The organism is Streptomyces sp. IMTB 2501, from assembly GCF_001953885.1.
Taxonomy (GTDB): domain Bacteria; phylum Actinomycetota; class Actinomycetes; order Streptomycetales; family Streptomycetaceae; genus Streptomyces.
Window position 1 is genome coordinate 1 of record NZ_MQUS01000037.1, and the last position, 19,427, is coordinate 19,427.

Here is a 19,427-nt window from a genome sequence, read left to right on the forward strand (position 1 = left end):
AGGAACAGTTCCCGGCGCCGGAAGGCGGCGAGACGGCGAAAGCCCGCCAGGTCGACCATGCGGACCGCGGCGTAGACGACGAGTGCCCCGAGCACGGCCGCCGGTACGCGGCCCAGCAGGGGGCTGAGGAACAGCAGGACTGCCAGGACGAGCGCTCCCGCGACCAGCGAGTACGCCTGGCTGCGGGCACCCGCGGAAGCCGCGAGCGCCGTGCGGCTGGCGCTGCTGCTGACGGGGAAGCCGTGCAGCACGCCGGCGCCCAGATTGGCGACGCCCAGGGCCAGGAACTCCCTGTTGGAGTCGAGCGCGCGCGTCCCCGCGTCGCCGTGGTCCACGAACGCCCGCCCGGTCAGGATCATGTCGGTGTACGCCACCACGAGCACACCCAGCGCGGGCAGCACCAGACGGGGCAGCTCGCTGAGCGATGGGAACGCGAGGTCCGGAAGCCCGGACGGCACCGTGCCGATGACCGCAACGCCGTACCGGGTGTCGAGGCCCCATGTGACCACGGCGGCCGTCGCGAGGACCACCGCGAGGAGCGGTCCGGGAAGCGCGGGGAGGAAACGGGCCGCGGCGAAGAGGAACACGAGGGCTGCGGCGGACAGGACCACGGTGGCCGGGTGGATCCGCGGCAGGTGTGCGAAGAACGAGACCAGTTGAGGGAAGAACGCCGAACCGCCGACGGGCGCTCCCGTGAGCCGGGTCAGCTGGTCCACCGCCATGATCAGGGCGACCCCGGCGAGATAGCCGATCAGCACCGGGCGCGAGAGCAGGTCCGCGAGGAAGCCGAGACGGACCACCCTCGCGGCCAGGCACAGCAGCCCGACCGTGACGGCGAGAGCGGCCGCCAGTGAGGCGTAGCGGCCCGGGTCGCCGGCGGCCACGGGGCCCACCACAGTGGCCGTCATCAGCGCGGTGGTGGACTCGGGGCCCACCGACAGCAGGCGTGAGGTGCCGAGCAGCGCGTACAGGGCGAGTGGCGGCAGGACCGCCCACAGTCCCGTGACCGGCGGCAGCCCGGCCACCGCCGCGTACGCCATGACCTGCGGCACGAGATAGGCGGCCACCGTCACGCCGGCGGGCAGATCACCCCTCAGCCATGACCGCGGGTGGACGAGCAGGGTGCCGAACCCGGCCGCCGAGAGCCGTCTCCCCGGCCCTCGCCGGCGCGCGCCTTCGGCCATGCGTCGCCCTTCGCCATCTGCTCCCGGCACCCACCGGTGTACGGGCCCCACTTTCTACACCTTCGCTCCCACACTGCACGCCCGACGAGTGCCTTTGACAGGGCCGTTCCGCCCCATTGGCGGTGCCCTCCGGTAGTCGCCACGGCCCACACGGAAGGACGACGGGGAGGCGCGCGGCGCGGGACGAGGCGCGCGGCGCGTCAGGCCGTGGCAGAGGGATTCTGGTCAACAGGCCGGTCGGTCCCGCAGAGGGACCTGCGGCCCATGACCGGCGACCGGAGACGTCAGCAGGCTGGTATCGGATCCCTCGTCCCGGGAGGTGGAGACCATGAGCCGAACCATCACCGTAGGCCTCGACGACTCGCCCGAAGGCCGGGCCGCCGCCGAATGGGCGGCCCGCGAAGCGCAGTTGCGCGGCCTGTCGCTGAAGATCCTGCACGTCTTGGAGCCCCTGCCCGCGCACGTGGCCCAGGCACCTCTGCTCGCTGCCGAGACCAGGCAGGACTGGTCCGAGAGCATCCCGGTCGAGGCCGCGGAGGGCCTCCGGCTGCGCCACCCAGGCCTGGAGGTGAGCACCGACCGGGTCGCCGGCAAGCCCGCCGAGGTCCTTGCCGAGGCAGCGGAAGCAGCGGAGCTGCTGGTGTTGGGCTCACGGGGCTTCGGCGGGGTCGGCGGGTTCATGGTCGGCTCGGTGAGCCTCTCTGTCATCGCCCGTGCCACTCGTCCGGTGGTGCTGGTCCGTGCCGGAGAGCAGGCCGCCGACGAGCACCAGACGGACCCCGTGGGCATCCCGTCCGCAGCGACCCCCTTCCGGCCCGTCGTCGTCGGCGTCGACACCGGTGCCCCGGACGAGACGCTGCTGGAGTTCGCCTTCGACGCCGCCGAGCGCCGCAGTGCGTCGTTGAGGGTCGTGCACGGCTGGAGCGAGCCGTCCACGTCCTTCTACCGCTTCTACGGTGACGCCGAACTCTTCGGCACGATCGCACGTCGGCAGGCCACCCTCCTGACCGATGTACTGCGTCCCTGGCGGGAGAAGTTCCCGAACGTCGACGTGATCGAGACGAGCCGCGCCGGCAGTGCCGCGCAGGTGCTCGTCAACGCTTCCCGAGACGCCTGCCTGGCGGTCGTGGACCGGCGGATCCGCACCGGTGCTCTCGGCGCCCACATCGGCCACGTCACCCACGCCGTCCTGCACCACGTCGTCGCGCCCGTCGCCGTGGTCGCGCACGACTGACCCGTGGCGAGGGGAAGAACGAGGAGAGGAACGAGGAGAAGGAACATGGCGGATCTTCCGATCGTCGTCGGCGTGGACGGCTCCGAGGCGAGCCTGCGGGCCGTGGACTGGGCGGCCGACGAGGCCGCGCTGCGCGGGGCGTCGCTCCGGCTGGTGTACGCCTCCCTCTGGGACCGTTACGAAGGCGCTTTGCTCGCGCAGGAACTCGGCAAACCGGTGGAGGAGGTGATGGCTCGGGACGTCGTCGGCGCCGCCCGGGAACGGGCCGAGCGCCGCCGACCGGGTGTGAAGGTCACCACCGCGGTGCTGCCCGAGGAGCCGGAGTACGGGCTCGTCCACGAGAGTCGCCTCGCCCTCGCCGTCGTCCTGGGCTGCCGAGGCCGCAGCGGGATCGCCGAGGCACTCCTCGGGTCCGTCAGCCTGATGGTCGCCGGGCACGCGCACTGCCCGGTCGTCGTGCTGCGCGGCAGCCACGACAACCAGGCCCGCGCCGGGATCCACGGCCGTATCGCCGTCGGCGTCGGCGAGAAACCGGCGGGCTCGTCCGCCGTTCGGTTCGCCACCGAGGAAGCCGGACTGCGCGGAGTGTCCTTGGAAGCCGTACGGGCCTGGCGCCGCCCCGCGCACGCGACCACCGGCCACCCGCTGCTCGCCGGTGAGCCGGTGCACCTTTACGAGCGGCAGGCCGTCGAGGCGTTGGAGGAAGCCCTGCGGGACGCACCGGCCGACCTTGATGTGCGGCGCCACAGCGTCGAGGGCCGTGCCCGCGACGTCCTGATCGCCGCGTCCTACGAGGCCGATCTGCTCGTCGTTGGCGCCCGGCGTCGGCACGGTCACTTCGGGCTCCAGCTCGGCCGTGTCGCCCACGGCGTACTGCATCACGCGGCGTGCCCGGTGGCAGTCGTACCCGAACTTCACTGACATTACTGGCAAGTTGGTCGGGACCTGCAGTCCTGACGGACCATGACCAGCCACAGCGCCCGCCAGTGCGGACCCTGTCACCTGGGGCTGCCCGCCGCGGCCGAGGACTTCGCGGCGCTGGCCGCCGGACGTGCCGAGCCCGGTCTGATGTCCCGGTTGCGCCGTCGCACCGGTTTGCTGCCCTAGCGCGGAGCCTGCCGCCACCCGGACGGCGCCGCCAGCCTCGCCGCCTCCGCCCTGTGCGCCTTCGCCGACGACGTCGACGTCGTCCACCACATCGCCCACGGCCCTTGCCCCGCCGCTCACCAGCCACCCCTCATCCCCGTACCACCCACAACGCCCCCGGAGACATGGTGATGACCAGTACCCGAAGCCTGCGCGTCAACCGCATCACCTGCACCGGTGAGGGCCTGTGCGCTGAACTCCTGCCCGAACTGATCGACCTCGACGAATGGGGCTACCCCATCCTCAAAGACCGGACCGTGCCCGACCCACTGCGCACCCACGCCCGCCGAGCCGTCGCCGCCTGCCCCCGCCTGGCCCTCCACACCGACCGGGGCCGGCCATGACCGGCACGCACATGCACCGTCCGCATGACCCTGAAGCAGGGCCGGACGTCCCCTCCCGCCAGCACTGGGTGGCGCGATGTGCTGGATGGGGATCCGTCCCACGAACGCCGCGCCGAACGGACCGAGGTACGCCATGACCCACCGCACCTTCGCCACACGGCTGAGCCGCCCGACCGCGGCGGTGGCGTCCCCACGGCTCGAACCCGTCCTCCTGGCCGTCACCGCGACGGCCCTGATCACCGGTGGCATCGCCTGGCTGACCGGTGCCGGTGACCTCGCCGATCTCTTCTGGGGGCTGGGCACCCTCTCCGCCGTCATCCCCGCCGTGGGATGGGTGCTCGCCGCACTGCGGCATGGCCACACGGGCGTCGACCTCATCGCCGTCCTCGCGCTCGGCGGCACCCTGGCCGTCCACGAGTACCTGGCCGGTGCGCTGATCGCCCTGATGCTCGCCACCGGCCGCACCCTGGAAGCCGCAGCCCAGCGGCGGGCCTCCCACGACCTGCGTGCCCTGCTGGAGCACGCACCGCGCTTCGCGCGCCGGCGCACCGACGCCGGGGTGACCCCGGTGCCGCTGGCCGACGTCGTCGTCGGCGACCTGCTCGTCGTCGGCCCAGGAGAGGTCGTGCCCGTCGACGGCCGGGTGCAGAGCGACACCGCCGTCCTCGACGAGTCCGTCCTCACCGGTGAGGCCCTACACGTCGAGCGGGGCCGCGATGAGACGGTGCGCAGTGGCGGGGTGAACGCCGGCGGTGCCTTCGAGCTGCGCGCCACGGCCACCGAGCAGGACAGCACCTACGCCGGGATCGTCCGGCTGGCCCGGCAGGCCGGCGCCGAGTCCGCGCCCGTCGTGCGGCTGGCCGATCGCTATGCCGCCTGGTTCCTGCCCTTGTCTCTCGCAGTGGCGGGCCTGGCCTGGCTGATCAGCGGATCCGCAGTGCGCGCGGTCGCCGTCCTGGTGGTCGCCACTCCCTGTCCGCTGCTGCTGGCCGCTCCTGTCGCGATCGTCTCAGGCCTGTCCCGCGCCTCCCGTCTGGGCGTCGTCATCCGCGACGGCGGCGCTCTGGAGAACCTCGGCCGCGCCCGCACCCTCCTGCTGGACAAGACCGGCACCCTCACCCGCGGCCGGCCCCGCGTCCTCGACGTCACCGCCGTGCCCGACGTCAAAGCCGCAGAGGTGCTGCGCCTCGCTGCCTCCCTCGACCAGTTCTCGCCGCATGTCCTCGCCCAGGCCATTGTCGACACCGCCCGCGAACGCGGACTGGCTCTCTCGGTCCCGACGGACGTCACCGAGGAACCCGGCCGGGGCGTCACCGGAAATGTGGACGGGCACCAGATCTCCGTCGGTCGGCTGGGCGCCTCGACCGCCCGGCCGGGCTGGGCGAAGACGGTCGACAACCGCGCTCTGCTCGACGGTGCGGCCGTCGCCTGGCTCACCGTCGACGGACAGTTGGTCGGCGCCGTCCTGCTGCGCGATCCTGTGCGTCACGACGCGCCGCGTACCCTGCGTCACCTGCGCGCGGCGGGCATTGAACGGCTGCTGATGCTCACGGGCGACCGCGCCGCACCCGCCCACGAAGTCGCCGCCGTCCTCGGACTGGACGACGTACACGCCGAACTCGGCCCCGCCGACAAGGTCGCCGCCGTACGCGCCGAACGCGAACGCGCTGTCACCGTGATGGTCGGCGACGGCGTCAACGACGCCCCCGCCCTCGCCGCCGCCGACATCGGCGTCGCCATGGGCGCCTGTGGCTCCACCGCCTCCTCCGAAGCCGCCGACGTCGTCCTGACCACCGACCGCGTCGACCGCCTCGCCGACGCCGTCACCATCGCCCAACGCGCCCGGCACATCGCCGTACAGAGCGCCCTCGGCGGCATGCTCATGTCCCTGGCCGCCATGGCCGCGGCCACCGCGGGCCTGCTCCTGCCAGCCGCCGGAGCCCTGCTCCAGGAGGGCATCGACGCCGCCGTCATCCTCAACGCCCTGCGTGCCCTGCGCGTCGACCAGGCCGTGCGTCCGGCGCTCACCCCCGCCGCCGAAGCCCTCATCCACCGCTTCGCCGCCGAACACGACAACCTCCAGGACGTCCTCGACTCCGTACGCGACGCAGCCGACCGCCTCTCCGACAGCTCCGGCGCAACAGCCCTGGCAGCCGTGGAGGAGACACACCGGCTGCTGACCGAACGGCTGCTGCCGCACGAGTACGCCGAGGAACACGAGCTCTACCCCGCCCTCGCGCCGACGCTCGGCGGCCCCGAGGCCACCGCCACCATGAGCCGCGCCCACACCGAGATCGAGCGCCTCTCCCGCCGCATCGCCACCCACCTGCAACTGGCCCACGCGGACGGGAGCCTCTCCGCCGAACAACTCGACGACCTGCGCTCCTGCCTCTATGGCCTCAACACCGTGCTGCGCCTGCACTTCACCCAGGAAGAGGAGAACTACTTCTCCCTCGCCCCGTGAACGACGGCATGAGAGGGACTGCCGCAATCCAGCCCAGCCGGCCTTGGCCCCTTCACATTCTGTGCTGGGCCACCAGCCACCCCTTGGACTGCTCTTGGCAAGGCGGGAACCCACCAGGAGTTTCAGATCTCGTGGTGGCGCTATCTGGTCCAGCCGGAGACCAGGTGGACTCCAGCGAGCGCGACGGCCACACCGTCACGGCGACCTGCCGACCACACCCTCCCCGCCCGCGACCCTCCTGGACCGGGTCCGGACCACGGCGGACGCCCCAGCCGCACCCGTCCTCCCCACCCCGGCGCCCAGCCGACTGCAGCCGGCACCCGCCGGACGCACAGCCGCGACCACCGCACGCATAGGTGCCCGCATCGTGCTTCTGACGACCATCGCCTCGCTCGCCGGCGCGGCAACGACCTTCGCCCTTACCCATTCCGATTACTTCGGCGACACCGGCGACCAGAGCGCCGCCGCTGGCAGCCTCTCCGCGACCACCGGCGCCACCCCCACCCCGTACTCCCCTCCATGCCCCCGCAACCGACCATGGCCCCCGGCTACACCACCGCCTACACGAACCTCCAACTCACCTCCCCCGACTCGGACTACGAGTTCGACCTCAAAGCCGGGAAGGTCACCCAGGACAACTCCACCTTCTACCTGGACCGCGCGGACGGCGAGTACATCTCCGATGACAGCGCCGCCTACATCCCACCAGCCGACTCCCTCACCCTCTCCGACTGCCTCAAGGGCATCGTCACCCAGCCCGCCTCCACCCTGCCCTTCACTACCCTGCGCGCAGGCCGCAGCTTCTGCGGCCGCTACCCGGGCGGCCAGGACATCGCCATCATCCGCACGCTCACCAACGGTTCGAACGACGGCTCGGTCAAGATCTCCCGCACCTACTACCGCCACTCCGCCTGAGCCTGACCAGCCGGTCGCTGTGTCCTCAGCGTGCCCTGATGTGCCCTCTCGACGGATGGTCGGGGTAAAGGTGCAGGTCAGAAGGCTTTTTTGGGGGGGTACTGTGCGATTGAGAATGATGTTCACGTGGACGGAGCCGGTGTGAGCCCAGTGATTGCTGCCCCAGCCGTGGTCAGCCGGGGCCGGACTGGTGCTCAGCGCGACCCGCCCGTCGACAACGATTGCGGCAGCGCCCATTCGCCTCATCCTCAGGGGATGGCGTCCTTCCGGTGAGGGAACGTGGGGGCGCACACTGCATGGGGCGTGTGACGTCACGACCGCTGTGCCCGATTTCCTCGCGGTACCGGGCACTGCCCTGGCCTCTTGGTTCGCGGCATCGCCCGGATCGTGACGGACGAGAGCGGGAAGCGGCGGTTCACCGAGCTGGCGTACAGCGCGTCTTGGGCGGGTGGCTCGCGTGACGCACGTGTAAGGATCGAGACGCACGCGGTGACCGGGCGACGGATCGGAGTCCGCAGGTCTTCCGCGCCTGGCCCGGCACCTTCTCCTCCATCCCGTTTTCGCCGGTGAGCTGTACACCCGTGACCAGGCCGGGGCGGATACGGACCGCGTGGTCCATGCCGGGCTGCGGCGCCCAGGGGTGCAGCAGGGACCGGATACGGGCCAGTTCGTGGGGATCGGTGACGAGGCGGGCGTACCCCGTGACCACCACGCTCCAGCCGAGGTGTGTGTCGGGGTCGATGGCGTCGGCCTCGTAGGCGACCACCACGCCGGTGCCGTCGCCCTGCTGTGCGTGAGAGGTCAGGGCCGCGCCTTCATGGGTGCGGATGACGATGTCGCCGTCGTCCAGGATGTGGTTGACCGGGCGGACGGTGGGCAGCGCCTGGCGGGTGAAGACGATCCGGCCCAGGGACACACTGCCCAGCAGTCGCAGTGCCTCGAACCGGTCGAGGTCGATGCGGCGGCATGACGTCTGGTTGTCCTGGGGCATGGCTGGACTCCGCTCACCTGCTGTCACCGGTGTCGGTCACGTCGAGAGCGGCCCGGCCGGCCTCTAGACGGGCCACCGGTACCCGGAACGGCGAGCAGGAGACGTAGTCCAGGCCGACGGCGTGGAAGAAGTGGATCGACTCCGGGTCGCCGCCGTGTTCGCCGCAGACGCCCGTCTGCAACTCCGGCCTGCTCTCACGGCCCTCCTCGACGGCGATGCGGACGAGTCGGCCCACGCCCTCGCGGTCGAGTGTCTCGAACGGCGAGGCGGCGAAGACGCCCTTGTCGAGGTAGGCGGAGAAGAACGCGGCCTCGACGTCGTCGCGGGAGAAGCCCCAGGTGGTCTGGGTGAGGTCGTTGGTGCCGAAGGAGAAGAACTCCGCCTCCTCGGCGATCCGGCCGGCCGTGAGCGCGGCCCGGGGCAGCTCGATCATCGTGCCGACAGGGCAGCGGACCGGCACACCAGTCTCCTCGCCGACCTCGGCCAGCACCCGCGCCACCTCCTTGCGGGCGAGCCGGAGTTCCTCGACCGAGCCGACGAGGGGGACCATGATCTCTGCCCGGGGCGAGCCTCCGGCGCGTACCCGCTCGGCCACCGCCTCGGCCACCGCCCGCACCTGGATCGCCACGAGCCCAGGCACCACGATCCCGAGCCGTACGCCGCGCAGGCCGAGCATCGGGTTCTCCTCGTGCATCCGGTTCACCGCGTCGAGCAACTCCAGGTCGTGGGCGTCCGGTTGTCCGCCCGAGGCCTCGACGGAGGCGACGCGTACCGCGAGTTCGGTGCGGTCGGGAAGGAACTCGTGCAACGGAGGGTCGAGGAGCCGGATGGTGACGGGCAGGCCGTCCATCGCCTCGAGCATGCCGGTGAAGTCCTGTCGCTGGAGCGGGAGAAGAGCCGCCAGTGCCTTGTCACGCCCGGCCTGGGTGCGGGAGAGGATCATCTCCTCGACCAGCTTGCGCCGTTCGCCGAGGAACATGTGCTCGGTGCGGCACAGCCCGATGCCCTGCGCTCCGAAGCGCCGGGCCCGCGTCGCGTCCTCGGGCATGTCGGCGTTGGCCCGCACCTCCAACCGGCGTACCGCGTCGGCGTGTTCCAGGGTCCGTGCCACCGCCGCGACCACTGCGTTGGCCTGCTCGCCGGACTCCAGATACCGCATCGTGGCGGAGGGGATGAGTGGGACCGCGCCCGTGTACACGTCACCGGTGGAGCCGTCCACCGAGATGAAGGTGCCCTCCTCGACGACCGTGCCGTCACGGGCCGTGAAGCGCCGCGCGCCGGTATTGACGGTGATGTCCTGCGCGCCGCACACGCAGACGCGGCCCATCCCACGTGCGACGACGGCCGCGTGGCTCGTCTTGCCGCCCCGACTGGTCAGCACCGCCTGCGCGGCGACCATGCCAGGCAGGTCGTCGGGCGTGGTCTCCTCGCGCACCAGTACCACCTGTTCACCGGTCTTGCCTCGCCGTACCGCCTCCGCGGAGTCGAAGACGGCCGTACCGGCTGCCGCGCCGGGCGAGGCGGGCACGCCGTGGGCGATCGCCGCGCCGGCCTTGTCGGTGTCGAAGCGGGGGAACATCAGCCGGCCGAGTTGTTCGCCGTGCACCCGCTTCAGTCCCTCGTCGGCGGTGATGAGCCCTTCCCCGACGAGTTCCGCGGCGATGGCGAAGGCGGCCTCGGCGGTGCGTTTGCCGATCCGGGTCTGCAGCATCCACAGGGTGCCGCGTTCGATGGTGAACTCGATGTCACACAGGTCGCGGTAGTGCCGCTCCAACGTCTGTGCGTGGTCGCGGAGTTGCCGATAGGAACGCGGGTCCAGCCGCTCCAGGTCGGCGAGAGGCACGGCGTCCCGGATGCCGGCAACCACGTCCTCGCCCTGGGCGTTCGCCAGGTAGTCGCCGTACAGTCCGGGGCGTCCGGTGGCCGGGTCGCGGGTGAAGGCGACGCCGCTGCCGGAGTCGGGGCCGAGGTTGCCGAACACCATGCGCTGTACGGTGACGGCGGTGCCGAGGTCGTCCGGGATGTGCTCGCGCCGCCGGTACAGGCGGGCCCGTTCGGCGTTCCAGGAGCGGAACACGGCGAGAATCGCCTGCTGCAGCTGTTGGGCGGGGGACTGCGGGAAGTCGCGTCCGGTCTCGTCTCGGACGAGCCGTTTGTACGTTTCCACCAGCCAGGCGAGGTCGGATACGTCCAGATGCAGGTCGTCGGGTGCGTCGCGGGCCTCTTTCAGCAGGGTCATGGCCTCGTCGAACAGGACCGGGTCGACGCCCATCACCGTGCTGCCGTACATCTGGATCAGTCGGCGGTACGAGTCCCAGGCGAACCGCTCGCTTCCGGACGCTTTCGCAAGGCCGAGCACGGAGGCGTCGTTCAGACCGATATCGAGGACCGTCTCCATCATGCCGGGCATGGAGAAGCGTGCACCGGAGCGGACGGAGACCAGCAGCGGGTCGTCGGGGTGCCCCAGCAGCCGACCGGCGGACTTCTCAAGCGTCGACAGGTGCCGGGACAGCTCCGCGGACATGCCTTCCGGCTCCTCACCGGTGGCCAGGAAGGCGCGACAGGCCTCCGTGGTAACGGTGAACCCGGGCGGCACCGGCAGGCCCAGCCGGGTCATCTCGGCCAGATTCGCGCCCTTGCCGCCGAGCAGGTCGGCCAGGTCCCGGTCGCCGTCCTGGAAGTCGTACACGTAATGGACCATGGCGGCACTCCTCGACAGTGCGATCTCCGTACGTGTCCAGCGTCGGCCGGGACCAGACGGCGGGGGAGGTGCCCACGGTCCCGCGCACGGGGCCGATCGGCCCCTCCCGGTTCGGACACGCCGGGCCGTCCCGGCCGGTGGCCGGTTGTTGATGCCGCGTATCGTCGCCCGCGGGGGAGGAATACCGTGGAGATGGCCCGTCGGTGCCGGTTCTGTTGGCCGCGGATGAGCACGGCGGGAACTCCCGAGGATCTCCACGATCTGATGCCGCAGCTGAAGCTCGGCGAGCTGCAGTCGCGGATCGATCGATGCTGTCCACGGTGCCCGGACCGTGCGGACAGCTTGCTGGGAGCCGCCCTCGCCGTGGGGCGGGAAGTGGATTTGAAAGACGCTCCGTGTTCCATCGTCGAAGCGGCCGCGACCCTCGTGGACGCCGAGTACGCGGGCCTCGGGGGCATCGAACCTGGCGGCAGGACCCTGTCGGGCTTCCACACCGTCGGTGTCACCGATGAGCAGGTCGCTGAGATCGGCGCCCTGCCGAGGGCCACGGCATCCTCGGCAAGATGATCCGCCACCCGGAGCCCCTGCGTCTGGAGAAGCTCTCCCAGCACCTCGCCTCGCATGGCTTCCCGCCCCATCACCCGCCGATGAACAGCTTCCTGGACGTGTCGATCCGGGTCCGCGATCAGGTCTTCGGCAACCTGTATCCGACCGAGAAGCGCGGTGGGCCGGCGCTCGACGAGGAGGATGCAGGCGGTCCTGCCCACGTTGGCGGTCGCCCCCGGTGTCGCCATCGACAACGCCCGTCTGTACGAGGACTCCCGGTTGCGTGAGCTCTGGCTGAGGGCGAACGCGGAGATCACCCTCAGCCTGATGTCCGGCAGCGAGCCCGCCGAGGCGCTGGACCTGATCGCCGAACGCGCCCGGGAGATCTCCGGCTCGGCGCCGGCCGCGGTCGCGATGCCTCTGGCGTAGGAGTGGACGCGAAGGCGCAACGGGGACTGGTGCCGCCCCTGGACCGGACCCTGATGGGGCTGGCGTTCTCGGTCGCCGCCCAGGTCGCCGGCGACGACGTCACCCACGACTCGCGGATCTCTCCCGAACCGCCGCGCTTCTGGGGCTCGGCCCTGCCGTAGCCATCCTCATCGGCACCGGCGAGGCATGTGCGCGTGGAGCGGCGCTGCCGGCCTGTGAGGCCGGTCGGCCGGTCTGCTCCGGTGAGGAGACGGAGACGCTGCTGGGGGTTTGCCGGGCAGGGGGGCGATCGCGATGGAGCTTGGGGAGCGGGCGGAACAGTTGGGCGGGCGGCTGGAGGACACCTGTGCGGACAGCGGCGGCACAGTGCCGGAGTGGCACGGCCTGCTGCCCGAGAAGTAGGCGTTCCTCATGGAGCGCGGGGCCGACGGGAGTGGTCTCGGGCCCACTCGGCCCATGACGCGGACGGCTTCCAGGCCACAGCCTGAAGGTGTCCGTCCGATGACGGCAGCCGAGCCTGTGGAGGACGCCATGAACGGCACTCCGACCGTGGTGAACGACGTGGTGGCCCACCGCGTTGTCGCGCTGTGCACCGGCACGCACTCCAAGGAGATCGTGCAGACCATGAGCGTGTGGCAGGTGAGCGCCATGCCCGTGCTGGACGACGTCGGCGTGGTCGTAGGTGTCGTCTCCGAGGCCGATCTGCTGCCCAAGGAGGAGTACCGCGACGGCGGCATCGGCCGGTAGGGCGGCTGGGGCAACCCGCCGACGTGGGCGAGGCGAACGCGGTGACCGCGGGTGAGCTCAGGACCGCCCCGGCTGTCACCGTGCGGCCCGACGCCACCCTCGGCCACGCCGCCCGCATCATGGCCCGCACTGGGGTGAAACGGCTGCCGGTCGTCGGGCTCGACGGCACTCTGAAAGGCATCGTCAGCCGCTCCGACCTGCTGAAGGTCTTTCTGCGGGACGACACCGACATCGCCGAGGAGGTGCGACGCGAGGTCGTCGTACGGCTCTTCGGCACGCACACCGACGCGATCCGTGTCGAGGTGTACGACGGAGTCGTCACGCTCGCCGGACGGGTCCACGAGAGCGCCCTCATCCCGCTGGCCGCTCGGCTTGCCCGGGTAGTGCCGGGCGTGGTCGACGTGGAGTGCGCACTGACCGGCCTGCCCCGCCACCCGGATCTCGACCCGGACCTCCCGGATACCGGCCAGGCCCGCACGGCATGAGACGGAGCCGTCGGCGCAGGACGGAGGCGGCGACGACGGCAGGAACAGCTCCCACGACGGTCACCCCGGTGCGGTTGTGGCACTGGCGGCGCAATCCGCTGCGGCGGCACAGCGATGTCGTCGAGAGCTGGATCGTGCTCGTCATCTGGAGGCCCGCGGTCCTGGCCGGGGTTGTCGCGGGCGTGGTGGCGGCGCGGGCCGTCGACCGGTCGACCCGGGTGCACGCGATGTCCGCCGTACTCACCGACAGCGCGGCGAGCACTCCGGCCACCGATGGCGGATACGACGACGGGCGGGTGTGGGCCGCCGTGCGCCGGACGGACACGGACGGCTCGACGCACGCGGGCCAGGTGAAGGTCTTCCCCGGCGCTCCCGCGGGCAGCCAGGTGACCGTGTGGAAGGACCGCTGGGACAGGGTGGTGTTCGCACCCGTCACCGGTGCCGCAGCGACACTGCAGGCGGCCATGACCGGTGTCCTCGTCGCCCCGTCGGTCGGTGCCATGGTCTGGAGCGCGGGCTGCGTGGTGCGCACCTGGCTCATCCGGCGGCGCATGGCCGAGTGGGACGAGGAGTGGAAGCAAATCGGACCGGAGTGGCGCAACTTGAACGACGGCAGAGGCTGAGCGCACATCACTCAGGCCGCCATGCCGTGGCACTCCGTTCTTCCACTGATCTCCGTCGCAGGCGGTTGCTCACGTCTCTTCCAGGGCGTTGGCTCATTCCGTGTCGGCCGCGGTGATCCGGCAGTCCACGCCCACGACGCCTTCGACCCCGTGCGCCAGGCGGGCGGCGAGGGGAATGCGGGCGGCGTCGCGTGCCTGCACCTGTCCGGTCAGGGTCGCGACGCCATCGGCGACGACGACGTGGACGGGCTCGGCGGGGGCCGGGAAAAGGGTGTCGACGACCTCGCGGCGGATTTCGTCGGCCAGGTCGTTGTCCGGGCGCAGGAATACTTTCAGCAGGTCTCCGCGGCTGACCACGGCTTCGAGCAGGCCCTCGGTGTTCACGACGGGCAGGCGCTTGACGTGCCGCAGCGCCATGATGCGCGCGGCCTCGGCGATCGTGGCGTCGGCGTGGACGGTGACGGCCGGCGCGCTCATCAGCTCCTCGGCGGTCAACGCACCGGCCTTCGCCAGATCGGGCAGCCGCTGCCGCTGGGTGAACCGGTCCGGATCGCTGTTCCGGAACTCCTCCTTGGGCAGCAGATCGGCCTCGGACACCACGCCGACCACCCGGCCGTCGCCCTCCAGCACGGGAAGGGCGCTGACCTGCCACTGTTCCATGCGCTCGACGATGTCCTTGAACAGGGCCTTGCGGCCGACGGCGACAACGGCGTGCGTCATCACGTCATTCACTCGGTACGGGCTGCTCTCCATGTTGTCCGCTTCCCGGGGCCGCGCGGTCATGTCAGGCTCCCGCTGCCGTAGGGGGCGTAGAGGTCGAGCAGCCGGACCCGGGAGGCGTGCAGTCGTTGGGCGACCACGCGACCGACCCAGACGGCGATCGCACGGCCGAACTCGGGATCCGCGGCGCACATCGCCCGCACGGCCTCGGCGTCGAACTCCCAGGTCCGTACCGGGCTGATCGCCTCGGCGCCCAGATGCCAGAGGTACGGCGGAAAATGCCACGACCAGCCGACCAGTTCGCCGTGCCCGAGGGTCTCGATGACGGCGGGCCGGCGGCCGGGCACATGCAGGTCGAGGGCAACGCTGCCGGTGCGCACGATCCAGAAGCGGTCGGCGTGTCGGCCTTCTTCGAACAGGCGGGTCCCGACCTCGAAGGAGACCTCGCGGTCGAGTTGCATCAGCCGTTCGCGGTGCACGGGCTCAAGGGCCGCGGTCAAGGTGGTGGCGGAAGTCATAGCACCGGCTCCCTTCATGGCTTCTGCTCCCAGCGTGGGTGCGCTCTGCCTCAGGGCGCCACGGGCCGCTCGGGCCCGGCCGAGGGCCCTTCGGCCCTGCGCGCGACATCGCAGCGAGACCCGCGACCACCGAGCCGGTCACGACATGACAGGACGGGAAGGGCGCCACCCGCTTCTCGCGGATCCGGATTGCACGGTGCACGGCTTCCGAGCCGTTTCCCCGCGTCTCCTACGGGTCCTTCCCGCCACTTCCAGCACACCACGGCAACCGGCTGCACACCAGGGCCGATCGGCCCCGATCAGGTGAGATACGCGAGGAGTCCACGCCATGACGACCACGCCCGGCGGCCTGGCGACCCGGCCGCCCGTACGTCACCGGCCCGCGCTGCTCACCTTCCTCGGCGGCGTGGGCACGGTCTCCGGCAGCAAGTTCCTGGTCGAGAGCGACCACGCCCGGGTCCTCGTCGACTGGGGCCCCTTCCAGGGCCTCGCCGACCTGCGGCGGCGGAACTGGCGCCCGCTGCCCTGCGACGCCGGTGACATCAAGGCCGTCGCCATCATCCACGCCCAGCTGGACCACTGCGGCTACCTGCCCCGGCTGGTCCGGCACGGCTTCCGCGGCCGGTTGGTCACCACCGAGTTCACCGCCCGTCTGAGGGAGATCGTGCTGTGCGAGAGCGCGAAACTCCCGTTGGAGGCCGCATTGCACGCCAGCGACCACGGCTGGTCCAAACACCGGCCCGCGCAGCCCCCTGTACTACGAGTCCGACGTCGATCGCACCCTCAAACTCCTCGCCCCCGTCCTGACTGGCACGGAGATCCAAGATGACCTTGTTCGTCCTCGTCGATCACTGGCAGGCCGCTGATGCGGTGCTCGCGAAGGAGGCGTATTACGTCCTTGAACGGAGTGCCATAGCGGACCGTCACGACGTCGTCGGGCATGGCGGCGCCGTCCTTGGTGGGTTCATGGCTGACCTCTGTCAGCGGGGGAGACCGTCAGCGCAGGCGGCGCAGATAGGGATCGTAGGGGAGACGTGGCACGAGCCGGACGCGGGCGTCGAGCGTGGTGATGCCGTGCGGCCCGGCCAGGACCGGGTTGAGGTCGGCCTCCGCCAGTTCGGGCAGGTCGGAAGCCATCCGGGAGAGCCGGTACAGCAGCTGTTCCAGGGCGCCGAGGTCGGCGGCGGGGCTGCCGGCGAAGCCGAACAGCAGCGGGGAGCAGCGCGGCGAGTTGAGTAGGTCGTGCACGTCGAGGCCGGTGAGCGGGGCGAGCCGTGCCGCGTGATCGGCGCTGCACGCTGTGTGGTGAGCACGTATGCACGCTGGACGGCTGCCATCCGGGTGCGCTTCGAAGGACACGCCACCCCCAAGGTGCCAGCCGTATGCTTCGTCGATCGAGCCTTCAACGACGGCGATGCGGGCCCCTAGTGACGGGAGGCCATTGGCCATTGTGTTGCTGACGATCACCGAGGCGGCGTGCGAACTCCTGGTTCCGGACGCGCAGGGGGCGATGACGCGTTGACGGCGTGGGCATCGTCTCTTCCGTCCGCAGGACTGTGTTCTTGGCGCAGGACGTCGAGGACGACGGAGCCGTCGACGGTCTCGCGGGTGACCAGTTGGCCGGCGAGGCTTTCCAGGGCGGACCGGTGGCCGCGCACCAGCGTGATCGCCCGCTGTTCGGCCTGGCGCAGCAGGCGGGCGACCTCCTCGTCGACGATGCGCTGGGTCTGCTCCGAATACGCCGGGCGACCGGGCTCGTCGGTGGTTTCACCGAGGAAGTTCGGGTGGGTGGAGGCGTACCCGATCGGGCCGAGTTCGGGGGAGAGGCCGAACTCGCGGACCATGCGGGTGGCGATCTGGGTCGCTCCGGCCAGGTCGTTGGCCGCTCCCGTCGATCCCTCACCGAAGACCACGAGCTCGGCCGCGCGCCCGCCCAGACGCACCGCCAGCAGGTCGGTCAGGTAACTCTCGCTGTACAAGTGGCGCTCCGCCTCGGGGAGTTGCTCGGTGACACCGAGGGTGACGCCGGCCGGCAGGATGGTGACCTTCGCCACCGGGTCGGCGTGCTCGCACAAGGCCGCGACCAGGGCGTGGCCCGATTCGTGGACCGCGACCGAGCGGCGTTCCTCGGGCAGCAGCGCGTTGGAGGACTCCCGGCGTCCCAGCAGCACACGATCGCGGGCGGCGTCCAGGTCGTGCGACTCGATCCGGGTACGGTTGTTCCGTACGGCGTTGATGGCCCCCTCGTTGACCAGGTTGGCGAGGTCCGCGCCGGAGAAGCCGGGCGTGGCGCGCGCCACGACGTTCAGGTCCACGTCCGGAGCCAGGGTCTTGTCACGGGCGTGGACGGCGAGGATCGATGCCCGCTCGGCCTGGTTGGGCAGCGGCACGGTGACCTGCCGGTCGAACCGCCCCGGGCGCAGCAGGGCCGGGTCGAGGGCGTCCGGCCGGTTAGTGGCGGCGAGGACGACGATGCCGCTGGACTGGTCGAAGCCGTCCATCTCGGACAGCAACTGGTTCAGGGTCTGCTCGCGCTCGTCGTTGCCGCCCAGCCGTGCCCCACCACCGCGACGGGATCCGAGCGCGTCGATCTCGTCGATGAAGATGATCGACGGAGCGCGTTTGCGGGCTTCGCCGAACAGGTCGCGCACCCGGGAGGCGCCGACGCCGACGAACATCTCCACGAACGCGGAGCCGGTCACCGACAGAAACGGCACGTCCGCCTCACCGGCGACGGCCCGCGCGAAGAGCGTCTTGCCGGTACCGGGCGGCCCCACCATGATCACGCCACGGGGGCCCTTGGCACCTGCGGCGGTGTACCGGGCGGGATTGCGCAGAAAGTCGACGACCTCACTGATCTCCTGCTTGACCCCGTCATAGCCGGCGATGTCGCCGAACCTGGTGGTGGGCCGCTCCGCCTCGATGATCTTCGCGCGTGAGCGTCCGATGGCGCTCAGCCCGCCGGTCACCGACCCCGCGGCCCGGCGCCCCATCCACACGAAAATGCCGATCAGCAACAGGAACGGCAGGAACGAGAAGACCACGGACAGCCATGCCGAACCGCCGCCGCTGCTCTGGCTGGCGGTGATCTTCACGTGGTGCGAGGTCAGCTGTTGCTGGAGCTGAGCCCCGGTACCCAGTGCGGTGGGGATCTGCGTGGTGAACTTCGTGCCGTCCTTCAGGGTGCCGCTGACCATGCCCTTGTCGTTGATGTCGACTGTCTGGACCTGGCTGGCACCGACCCTGCCGACGAAGTCGCTGTAGGACAGTGATGTCGTGTGTGGCCCGGACCGGGCGCGGGAGAGCAGCAGGACCATGACGAGCGTCATCAGGATCCACCAGAACATCCACCGTCCGCCGAACGGCTGCGGTTGCCGGGATGGAGGCGTGGGCGGTTCGCGCGGCGGCCCAGGTTTGGCGGGCGGCGTCAGGTGCCGGTGGGGCATCCGCACTCGTGTGATCACAGATCCCACGCCCTTCGGTCGTCATGAACCCCGTCTACCAGCCTCAACCCGGTCGTTCCTGGGTGGCAGGGGTCGAATGGCCCTGATGGGGCCGTCCGGTCGGAGCCTGCCAGACTTGCGGTCGGCCGCCGGTTGGCGATCGGAAGCCGACTGGCGGGTGTGCGCGTCGTCTCGCTGTCTCCACGACCTGGCAAGTCCGTCCATCCAGCGGACATCGCCTGCCTCGCACGTCTCGTTGACCAGACGTGGCAGCACAACGGCTGGGATCAGATGAGCCCTATGCGGCGTTGAGGGAGCAACTGCGGCTTGGACTGGCGCGCAGGGAGTCCGCGTTCATGGGACGCCTGGGAGTGGCCGACGATGTGAACAGTGTGAGGCCGCGAACACCCGCAGCGGGTCCGGTTGAGTCACCCGGTCCGGGGCCGACGCGCAGTCCACCCCTTCGTGGGGATGAGCGGCGATGACGCTGCCTGTGCGCCCAGGCTCGCCCTTTTTGTTGGAGGCGTAGAACCAGGCTGCTGAGGGGCGTCACCACCGCTGCTGCCGCGGTGGTCCTGTGCCGCCGCTGCGCCGCGAGAGACGTGTCGGCCACGATCCAGAGCCGCTTGCCGACGATCACGCCTTGCGAGACTCGACGGTGCTGAGCAACGAGCACGCTTTCGTCACTGCTTCGCGAGGATCGCGTACGCCGGTGTAGACACACATGGCGCAGTGGAGGTCTTCCAGGCGCCGAGCGGAGCCTGCATCCCCGCAGCGGGCCGGACCGTCCGTTTCAGCCGAACAGACGGCGCACGCGTATCGTGTCGAAGCGCCTCCACCCAGTCTTGGGCAGCAGCAACCACCCATGCTCGTCCCGGTCCTTGCCACGCCCCATCCCCGCTGTGGCCGCGCCCCGGGCCGCCCGACGCCGCGGCAG

Annotated in this window: 14 protein-coding genes and 4 pseudogenes; 10 read left to right on the forward strand and 8 right to left on the reverse strand. The window is 70.9% G+C overall.

Annotated features, from left to right (window positions below; all coding sequences use genetic code 11):
* Nucleotides 1-1,184, reverse strand: a 1,184-nt coding sequence (locus AV521_RS39610; protein ID WP_076095947.1) for a SulP family inorganic anion transporter, incomplete at its 3' end; no start/stop codon positions are given.
* A 328-nt stretch (nt 1,185-1,512) separates the two neighbouring features.
* On the opposite strand from AV521_RS39610, the gene AV521_RS39615 reads away from it, so the two are divergent.
* The 6 genes from AV521_RS39615 to AV521_RS39635 all read left to right on the forward strand — a co-directional run bounded on the left by AV521_RS39615 (nt 1,513) and on the right by AV521_RS39635 (nt 7,287).
* On the forward strand, nt 1,513-2,418 hold the full coding sequence (locus tag AV521_RS39615; protein ID WP_076095949.1) for a universal stress protein: 906 nt from the start codon (nt 1,513-1,515) through the stop codon (nt 2,416-2,418).
* A gap of 45 nt (nt 2,419-2,463) precedes the next feature.
* Nucleotides 2,464-3,339, forward strand: a complete 876-nt coding sequence (locus AV521_RS39620) for a universal stress protein (RefSeq protein WP_076095951.1) — start codon at nt 2,464-2,466, stop codon at nt 3,337-3,339.
* A gap of 42 nt (nt 3,340-3,381) precedes the next feature.
* Complete coding sequence (locus AV521_RS49755) at nt 3,382-3,525, forward strand: NADH-ubiquinone oxidoreductase-F iron-sulfur binding region domain-containing protein (protein ID WP_179023740.1); 144 nt, start codon at nt 3,382-3,384, stop codon at nt 3,523-3,525.
* A 170-nt stretch (nt 3,526-3,695) separates the two neighbouring features.
* A complete protein-coding gene (locus tag AV521_RS39625; protein ID WP_076096052.1) occupies nt 3,696-3,908 on the forward strand; it encodes a ferredoxin in 213 nt (70 codons plus the stop codon).
* 133 nt (nt 3,909-4,041) lie between these two features.
* Nucleotides 4,042-6,372, forward strand: coding sequence for a heavy metal translocating P-type ATPase (locus AV521_RS39630; RefSeq protein WP_107481146.1), 2,331 nt, complete (start codon nt 4,042-4,044; stop codon nt 6,370-6,372).
* Between the two features lie 519 nt (nt 6,373-6,891).
* Nucleotides 6,892-7,287 carry a hypothetical protein gene (locus tag AV521_RS39635; protein WP_143658731.1) on the forward strand — a complete coding sequence of 132 codons (396 nt, stop codon included), beginning with the start codon at nt 6,892-6,894 and terminating at the stop codon, nt 7,285-7,287.
* Nucleotides 7,288-7,846: 559 nt separating this feature from the next.
* Here AV521_RS39635 and AV521_RS39640 read toward each other — a convergent pair.
* Nucleotides 7,847-8,278: pseudogene (locus AV521_RS39640) on the reverse strand (pyridoxamine 5'-phosphate oxidase family protein); the annotation flags it as partial.
* A 13-nt stretch (nt 8,279-8,291) separates the two neighbouring features.
* Nucleotides 8,292-10,979 (reverse strand): pyruvate, phosphate dikinase, encoded by a 2,688-nt coding sequence (gene ppdK, locus AV521_RS39645; RefSeq protein ID WP_076095954.1) that lies wholly within the window; start codon nt 10,977-10,979, stop codon nt 8,292-8,294.
* A gap of 225 nt (nt 10,980-11,204) precedes the next feature.
* Here ppdK and AV521_RS51695 point away from each other — a divergent pair.
* The 3 genes and pseudogenes from AV521_RS51695 to AV521_RS39665 all read left to right on the forward strand — a co-directional run.
* Nucleotides 11,205-12,272: pseudogene (locus AV521_RS51695) on the forward strand (GAF domain-containing protein); the annotation flags it as partial.
* Nucleotides 12,273-12,485: 213 nt separating this feature from the next.
* A pseudogene (locus AV521_RS39660) lies at nt 12,486-13,186 on the forward strand (CBS domain-containing protein).
* Nucleotides 13,183-13,809, forward strand: a complete 627-nt coding sequence (locus AV521_RS39665) for a hypothetical protein (RefSeq protein WP_079249628.1) — start codon at nt 13,183-13,185, stop codon at nt 13,807-13,809. The pseudogene AV521_RS39660 and the gene AV521_RS39665 overlap by 4 nt, the downstream one beginning before the upstream one ends.
* Before the next feature lie 93 nt (nt 13,810-13,902).
* Here AV521_RS39665 and AV521_RS39670 read toward each other — a convergent pair whose 3' ends face one another.
* Nucleotides 13,903-14,562, reverse strand: a complete 660-nt coding sequence (locus AV521_RS39670) for a CBS domain-containing protein (RefSeq protein ID WP_076096058.1) — start codon at nt 14,560-14,562, stop codon at nt 13,903-13,905.
* Between the two features lie 26 nt (nt 14,563-14,588).
* On the reverse strand, nt 14,589-15,047 hold the full coding sequence (locus tag AV521_RS39675) for a Crp/Fnr family transcriptional regulator (protein WP_076095962.1): 459 nt from the start codon (nt 15,045-15,047) through the stop codon (nt 14,589-14,591).
* A gap of 328 nt (nt 15,048-15,375) precedes the next feature.
* Between AV521_RS39675 and AV521_RS39680 the strand changes: the two genes are divergently transcribed.
* The gene (locus tag AV521_RS39680; protein WP_076095964.1) at nt 15,376-15,876 is read left to right on the forward strand and encodes a hypothetical protein; all 501 of its coding nucleotides are present in this window, start codon (nt 15,376-15,378) and stop codon (nt 15,874-15,876) included.
* Here AV521_RS39680 and AV521_RS39685 read toward each other — a convergent pair.
* From AV521_RS39685 to ftsH, 3 genes and pseudogenes are all read right to left on the reverse strand, one after another.
* Entirely contained in the window at nt 15,831-15,989 is a 159-nt protein-coding gene (locus AV521_RS39685; RefSeq protein WP_079249629.1) for a CBS domain-containing protein, read from the reverse strand. The two genes, AV521_RS39680 and AV521_RS39685, sit on opposite strands and share 46 nt — an antisense overlap.
* Before the next feature lie 54 nt (nt 15,990-16,043).
* Nucleotides 16,044-16,349: pseudogene (locus AV521_RS48250) on the reverse strand (acetate--CoA ligase family protein); the annotation flags it as partial.
* A gap of 161 nt (nt 16,350-16,510) precedes the next feature.
* A complete protein-coding gene (gene ftsH / locus AV521_RS39695) occupies nt 16,511-18,394 on the reverse strand; it encodes an ATP-dependent zinc metalloprotease FtsH (protein ID WP_256725873.1) in 1,884 nt (627 codons plus the stop codon).
* Nucleotides 18,395-19,427 lie beyond the last annotated feature (1,033 nt).